This is a genomic window from Selenomonas sp. oral taxon 126, assembly GCF_001683335.1.
GTDB lineage: Bacteria > Bacillota > Negativicutes > Selenomonadales > Selenomonadaceae > Centipeda.
The window spans coordinates 2,692,486-2,700,012 of record NZ_CP016201.1 but is presented as its reverse complement, the minus strand read 5'-3'; the positions used below and the strand labels follow the sequence as shown (position 1 = coordinate 2,700,012).

5 protein-coding genes and 1 pseudogene are annotated in these 7,527 nt (G+C 59.2%); all 6 read left to right on the top strand.

Annotated elements, in window-relative coordinates; all coding sequences use genetic code 11:
* On the top strand, positions 1-257 hold a 257-nt coding region (locus AXF19_RS15650; RefSeq protein WP_237141619.1), incomplete at its 5' end, for a glycine--tRNA ligase subunit alpha.
* Positions 254-2,291 (top strand): annotated as a pseudogene (gene glyS, locus AXF19_RS12325) (glycine--tRNA ligase subunit beta). The gene AXF19_RS15650 and the pseudogene glyS, both read left to right, overlap by 4 nt.
* 184 nt (positions 2,292-2,475) lie before the next feature.
* The gene (locus AXF19_RS12320) at positions 2,476-3,174 is read left to right on the top strand and encodes a TonB family protein (RefSeq protein ID WP_066849494.1); all 699 of its coding nucleotides are present in this window, start codon (positions 2,476-2,478) and stop codon (positions 3,172-3,174) included.
* 54 nt (positions 3,175-3,228) lie between these two features.
* On the top strand, positions 3,229-5,424 hold the full coding sequence (locus AXF19_RS12315) for a TonB-dependent receptor (protein WP_066849491.1): 2,196 nt from the start codon (positions 3,229-3,231) through the stop codon (positions 5,422-5,424).
* 71 nt (positions 5,425-5,495) lie between these two features.
* Complete coding sequence (locus AXF19_RS12310) at positions 5,496-6,521, top strand: FecCD family ABC transporter permease (protein ID WP_066849488.1); 1,026 nt, start codon at positions 5,496-5,498, stop codon at positions 6,519-6,521.
* The gene (locus tag AXF19_RS12305) at positions 6,518-7,522 is read left to right on the top strand and encodes a FecCD family ABC transporter permease (protein ID WP_066849486.1); all 1,005 of its coding nucleotides are present in this window, start codon (positions 6,518-6,520) and stop codon (positions 7,520-7,522) included. The genes AXF19_RS12310 and AXF19_RS12305 overlap by 4 nt, the downstream gene beginning before the upstream one ends.
* Positions 7,523-7,527: the final 5 nt, after the last annotated feature.

Below are 7,527 nucleotides of genomic sequence, written 5' to 3'. Positions count from 1 at the left end.
TCTTCGATCTGTTTGACAAATACGAGGCGGAGGCGGTGCGCGTCATCGGCGCAGGTCACGTGCATCCCGCGCATGACTACGTGCTGAAATGCTCGCATACGTTCAATCTGCTCGATGCGCGCGGCGCGATCAGCGTCTCGCAGCGGACGGCGTTCATCGGGCGTGTCCGCAAGCTCGCGCGTCTCTGTGCGGAGGCGTATCTCGCCCAGCGTGAGGCGCTCGGCTATCCGATGCTGAAGAAGGAGGGGAAGGTATGAGTAAGGATCTGCTGCTCGAGATCGGGACGGAGGAAGTTCCGGCACATGTCATGCCCCATCTCCTCACGGATTTGAAACGACTCGCGGGAGATCTCCTCGCGGGACATCGCCTTGCCTATGAGAGTCTGCGTACGATCGGTACGCCGCGCCGCACGGCGCTCCTTGTGACGGGGCTTGCGGAGCGTCAGGAGGATGTGAGCACGGAGACGCGCGGCCCCTCGGTCGCCATTGCCTTTGATGCGGAGGGGAATCCGACGAAGGCGGGCGCGGGTTTTGCACGCGGACAGGGAATCGACCCCGCCGACCTCATTCAGCGGGACGGCTATGTCTACGCCTCCGTGCATGAGAAGGGGACGGAGACGGCGACGCTCCTCGCGGAGCTTCTGCCGGAGCTGATCCGTGCGATTCCCCTGCCGAACAGCATGCGCTGGGGTGATCTGGACTTCCGCTTCATCCGCCCGATTCGTTGGATCGTCGCGCTCTACGGGACGGAGGTTGTGCCCTTTACGCTCGCAAATGTCACGAGCGGAAACACGTCGCGCGGACATCGTACGCTTGCCCCTAAGGAGTTCATAATCGCTTCGCCCGCCGACTATGAGGCGGCGTGTGAGAAGGCGTTCATCATCGTCGATCCAGAGCGCCGCCGCGCCATGATTACGGAGCAGATCACGGAGACGGCAAAGGCATGCGGCGGTACGGCGGAAATCACGCCCGACCTCCTCGAGGAGGTGCTCTACCTCGTCGAGTACCCGACGGCGCTCAGCGGAGCGTTTGAGGAGAAATACCTCGCGCTGCCCGCAGAGACGGTCATCACGCCCATGCGTGACCATCAGCGCTATTTCCCTGTCAAGGCGGCGGACGGCAGCCTCCTGCCCGTCTTCATCACGGTGCGCAACGGCGGCAGGGAGCATCTGGATGTTGTCGCGCACGGCAATGAGCGCGTCCTGCGTGCAAGACTTGCCGATGCACAGTTCTTCTTTGACGAGGATCGCAAGAAGTCCCTCTCAGAGCACCGCGAGAAGCTGAAGACCGTCGTGTTCCAGCAGGGGCTTGGCTCAATGTACGAAAAGACGGAGCGTTTGATGGGGCTTGTCACAGCGATTGTCGAGGAACTTGCACCCGATGCGGCTGCATATGAGGCGATGGAGGCGGATGCGCGCCGTGCGGCGGAGCTGTCAAAGGCGGATCTCGTGACGGGCATGGTGACGGAGTTCACGGAGCTGCAGGGCATTATGGGGCGAGAATACGCACTGCTTGACGGCGAGAAGCCGGAGGTTGCGCGTGCGATTGACGAGCAGTATATGCCGCGCTTTGCGGGGGACGAACTGCCGAAGAGCGATCTCGGCTTCGCACTCAGCGTTGCGGACAAGATCGACAACATTGTCGGTACATTCAGCCAAGGCAGGATTCCGACCGGATCGCAGGATCCCTTTGCCCTGCGCCGTCAGGCGCTCGGGCTTGTGCTCATGCTGATCGAGCACGAGAGCGATCTGCGTCGAGGAGGCATCCGATCTCTATGACCTCGATGTGTCTCTGTGTCAGAAAATGCAGGTCTATGTCGCAGACTTTATCCGTCTGCGCCTCAAGAATGTGCTCACAGAGCGTGGCGTGCGCTACGATGTGCAGGAGGCGGTGCTTGCAGATGTGGACTTCGTCGCGGACGTGCCCGTGCGCGCAGCCTATGTGGAGCGTCTGCTTGCATCGGACGGTGCGGATGCGCTCGTGCAGTCCTTCGTCCGCGTCGGCAATATCGCACGCATGACAGAGACTGGGATTGTCGATCCGGCACTCTTTCAGGCGGCAGAGGAGGGAGCGCTCCACTCCGCTTATGAGAACGCCATTGCGGCACGCGCTGAGGGCGCAGATACACTTGCGGCAGAACAGGCACTTGCAAAGGCAATCGACGCATTCTTTGATGCGGTTATGGTTATGGACAAGGATGAGCACATCAAGAAAAATCGTCTGACACTCCTCAAGGCAGTTGACAACTATTTGCTCCATACGGCAGACTACAGCAAGATCGTACTGAACTGACAGCTATACGCTGAAACAAAACGCAATGGTGGAGTTGCTGCACGATTTCAATTTTGAATGTCGTGCGGCAGCCCACCATTTTTCGTTTTGCCTCTAGTCAAAGCCCTTTCTTTATGGTATTATGTGCAAGTTATAAAATGATAGGGGTTATCATTTTTGGAGCATGTATTTGGGGGGTGAAAATTTGGATGTTACGGTGAAGGAAAAGTACCTGTCTTGGGGGGCGTCGTTCGGGATTCATTTCTGCATTCTCGCGGCGGCGGCAGCGATGGGGCTTTTCTCTGTTGCAGCGGAGAGTGAGAAGCGGCCGATCGACGTTGTGATCTACGATGCGTCTGCGCCGGAGAGCGAGCCGGCACCGGCGGCTGAGGCAGCGCCGCCCATGCCGAGTATCGACGACATTCCGATCGAGCCGCCGAAGAAGGAGCAGCAGGAGACGCAGGAGCCGCCCAAGGAGATGCCCAAGGAGACGCCGAAGATGGCTGCAACGAATACGAGTCCTACACCGAGCACGTCACAGGGGACGAGCGAACAGCCGAGCCCTGCACCCACGGAGAGTGTCGGCTCGGGTTCCAGTGAGGGTACAGGGCGCGACGAGGCGGCAGCACAGCGTCCGCGCACACCGCCGCAGCTCCTCTCAGGCGCTGCGCCGGTCTATCCGAAGGATCTTGAGCGGCGGGGCATTACGGGAACCGTTGGGCTTGCCATCGTGGTTGGATCGGACGGCGGCGTAGAGAGCGTCGATGTATCGAGCTCCTCGGGACAGCCCGAGCTCGATCAGGCGGCAATCGAGGCGGCGTATACGTATCGCTTCGAGCCCGCACGCAATATCTACGATGAGCCGGTCGCATGCCGGGTCAACCGCTCGTTCTCCTTCTCGTAAAGAAAAGAGATGAATACAAAGGAATTAGAAGACGGGATTAGATGGAGGTTTACAATGAAATACGAGTCCAAGAAGCTGACGCGCCATATCTGCATGGCACTTTCTGCCGCTGCTCTCACGCTGCCGATGACGGCATATGCAGCGGAGAGTGCGGAGGAGGAAGCTGTCTATGATCTCGATACGGTCGAGGTCGTCGGACAGCGTCCCGTATCGGAGCCGGTGGAGACACCTGTGGAGCCGGTCGCAGAGGAACGTCCGAATGTCTATGCGGGAGGGCAGATTGCACGCGAGAGCACGCTCGGCGTCCTTGGCAAGCGCGACTTTATGGATGTGCCGTTCAACGTCACATCCTTTAACAGCGATCTCATCGAGAACCAGCAGGCAAGTTCGGTGGTCGATGTCATTGTCAACGATCCGTCTGTATCGAATCTGACGCTCTCGTCGGTTTCGCAGGCGTGGATGATTCGCGGCTTCAAGGCACAGCAGCAGGATACGCAGATCAATGGACTCTATGGAGTTGCGCCGCGTTTCTACGGCGGCATCGAGTATGTGGATCACGTCGAGGTTTTGAAGGGACCGGGGGCGCTCCTCGGCGGCATGGCGCCGAATGGGTCGGTCGGCGGTACGATCAACTTCATCACGAAGCGTGCAGGCGCAGAGCCGAAGACGAGCGTGACACTTTCCTATGGGGCAAAGAGCCAGTTCACGCAGCACGTCGATGTCAGCCGCCGCTCGGACGACGGCAAGCTCGGCGTGCGCGTCAACCTCTACAACAACAAGGGCGGCATGGCATATCAGCAGGAGCACGTCGATACGCACGCGGGCTACATCGGGCTTGACTATACAACGGACCGCAGCCGTACGACCTTCGATGCGGGCATTATCAGCAACCGTATTGACAATGCACAGTATCGCCTCCGTTTCAGAGGAAATGCGCTTCGAAACATCACAGCTCCGCCGCGCGTTGATATCAACTCCAAATTCGGTGCACCCGGAACGTTCCGACAGGTGCGGGAGCGTTTCGGTGTTCTGCGCAGCGAGTATGATCTCGACAAGAATATCATGGTCTACGGCGCGCTCGGCATGCGCATCACGAATCAGGACACACTGAACAATTTCTTTGATATGCAGCAGCTGAACGGCACATCGAAAGTCAGCTATCGCTACAACAATCAGATCAACAAGGCGTATTCGGGGGAGATCGGAGTCAAGGGGAAGGTCGATACAAAGGGCGTCGATCATGAACTGACAGTCTCGGCGAACTATATGCACTATAAGCGCTATATGAACCAGAACGTCTTCTCGCAGACATATCAGACCAGTCTGTACGCTCCTGCGTGGAAGGATGTCGGTTCATATCTCGGACCTCTTGTACATCGTACACCTCTGAATGATTCGAAGACGCTGCGCAGCGTTGCGGTTTCCGATATCATGACGACGAACGATGGGCGCTGGACGTTCGTTTTGGGCGGGCGTTATCAGGAGATCGTTGTGGATGGGATCAAGGCCGGCACACATTATGAGAAGGCGAAGTTCTCACCGGCTTATGCGCTCATCCACAAGATGAACGACAAGGTCTCCCTCTATGCAAACTATATTCAGGGCTTGAATCAGGGGGACGAGGTTACGGATGCTCATGCTGCCAATTATGGTGAGCAGTTCCCTCCCTATGTCGCAAAGCAGTATGAGTTCGGCGCGAAGTTCGATCTCGGCAAGGTTGCAACGACGATCAGCGCGTTCAGCATTACAAACCCAGGAAAAATACAGGATACAACGAATCATATATACTCGCCGGGCGGAGAGGTGCGCAACCGCGGTCTGGAGTGGAACTTCTTCGGTGAGCCGAAGAAGGGAACGCGCCTCACGGGCGGTATGATGTGGATGGATGCACGTCATGAGAAGACACTGAACGGACGGTATGACGGCAATCGTAAGGAAGGCATTCCGAACTTTGCCGCTGTCCTCGGTGTGGAGCAGGATATTCACGGCGTGGAGGGGCTGACGCTCACGGCACGCATGACATACAACTCCTCGGCATTCGTCAATCAGGCAAATACAATCCGCGTATCTCCGTGGGTGCGTTGGGACATGGGCGCACGCTACAAGTTTAATGCGGGTGATACGCCCGTGACCGTGCGCGCGGATGTCTACAATCTCTTCAATCGGAACTACTGGCGCGCGCTGGATGAGGATGCGGCGTTCCTTGAGGCAGGACGTACCTTCATGCTCTCTGTGACCGCAGATTTCTAAGTTTTGTTTTGTGTTTCTACCGGCTCGCGCTCTGGCGGCGTGAGCCGGTTTTTCGCAAGAAAAGGGGTACTATGGAAGGAAATACGACTGTAGAGGAGCAGGGGAGAGGACTGCCGCAGGCGGCGCTCTCTCTCATCCTCTGCATCGTGCTCGCGGGGGCGAGCCTCGCCTCTCTCTGGGTCGGGGCACAGGACATCGGCATCTCGACGATCATGGCATCGTTCACGGCATATGATGCGGAGAATGTGCAGGAAATGATCGTGCAGACACTGCGCTTTCCGCGCCTCCTCGCGGCGCTGACCTGCGGGGCGAGCTTTGCCGTCGCGGGCGCGATCATGCAGGGCGTGACGAACAATCCGATGGCAAGCCCGTCGATCCTCGGTATCAATGCCGGCTCTGGTTTTGGACTTGCTGTGGCGATGATTCTCTTCCCGCAGGGCAGTCTCGGGCTGTCCCTCGTCTTTTCGTTTGCAGGGGCGGCGATTGCGACGCTCGCAATCTTCCTGCTCGCGCAGACAAAGGGGGCAGGGCGCGGCGCAGTCTTTCTCGCGCTCGCGGGCACGGCAATCGGCGCGGTCTTTGCTGCGGTGACACAGGCAATGACGGTCTACTTCGAGGTGGCGCAGGATATGTCCTACTGGACGGCGGGCGGCATCAGCGGCGTGCGGATGGAGCAGGCGATCTTCATCCTGCCGTGGACGTTCATCGGGCTGCTCCTCGCGATGGGGATCGCGCGCTCGGTGACGCTCCTCGCGTTCGGTGAGGAGGTCGCCATCGGGCTGGGGAGCAAGATTCAGCGCATCCGCGTGCTTGCGGGCATCACGGTGCTGATCCTCGGCGGCTCGGCGGTTGCGGTCGCGGGTCCTGTGGGATTCGTCGGACTCGTGACGCCGCATATCGCGCGCAGGATCGTCGGGATCGACTACCGTAAGGTAATCCCGCTCTCAGCGATTCTCGGTGCACTCCTCGTCGTTGTCGCGGATATTGCGGCACGGACGATTCATCCGCCGTTTGAGACGCCGCTCGGCGCCGTGACGGCACTCGTCGGCGTGCCGTTCTTTCTCTGGCTGATTCGGCGAAAGGGGGGCGTGCGATGAATCTCCTGCAGCGGCGTTTCTATATCTACAGTGGCATCTTTCTCGTGCTCCTCGCCGTCATGTTCGTTGTCCATCTCGGAACGGGCTTCACGGGGCTCTCCTCTGGCGATATTGCGCGCATCCTGCTCGGCGGCGGTACGCCGGAGGAGCGCCTGACACTGTTTGATTTCCGCATGGTGCGCTCGGTGCTTGCGATCCTCATCGGTGCGGGACTGGCGCTCTCGGGGCTGATCTTTCAGACCATCTCACGCAACGAACTCGCGAGCCCGGGGCTCCTCGGCGTGAATGCGGGCGCGGGCTTTGCCATCCTGCTTCTCGTCTATTTCTCGGATGCGGCGGGTGCATCCCTCTGGGTGCAGCCCATTGTCGCGACGATCGGCGCGGGTCTGGCAGCAATTTTCATCTATCGGATGAGCTATGAGAAGGGGCAGAATCTCGCAACGTATCGGCTGGTGCTGATGGGGATCTCACTCACGGCAGGGCTTCATGCCGTCGAGATGATGCTCATTGTGCGGCTCAGTCAGGATAAATTCAGTCAGGTCAATACGTGGATCATCGGCAGCATTTTCGGCGGCACGTGGGCACATGCGGCGCTGCTGATGATGATTGTCCTCGTTATCGCGTTGTTCTTCTATGTGCGGCAGAGTGATCTGGATGTGCTCGCGCTCTCGGACGAGACGGCAATCGGTCTCGGCGTGCCGCTGAACCGCGCGCGTTTTGTCTATCTGATGGCGGCGGTGGCGCTCGCGGCGTCCTGTGTCGCCATTGGCGGGAGCATCGGCTTCGTTGGGCTGCTCTGCCCGCATATCGCGCGCCGGCTCGTCGGCGTGCAGCACGGGCGCTGCATCCCGATGACGCTGCTCATCGGTGCGCTTCTCGTCCTCTCGGCAGACTGGGCGGCACGCGTTGTGATCGCACCGGATGAGATGCTGCTCGGCATCGTGATTGCGCTCATCGGTGCGCCGTATTTTCTCTTCGTGCTCGCGCGTGCGAAGGCTTAATCCTG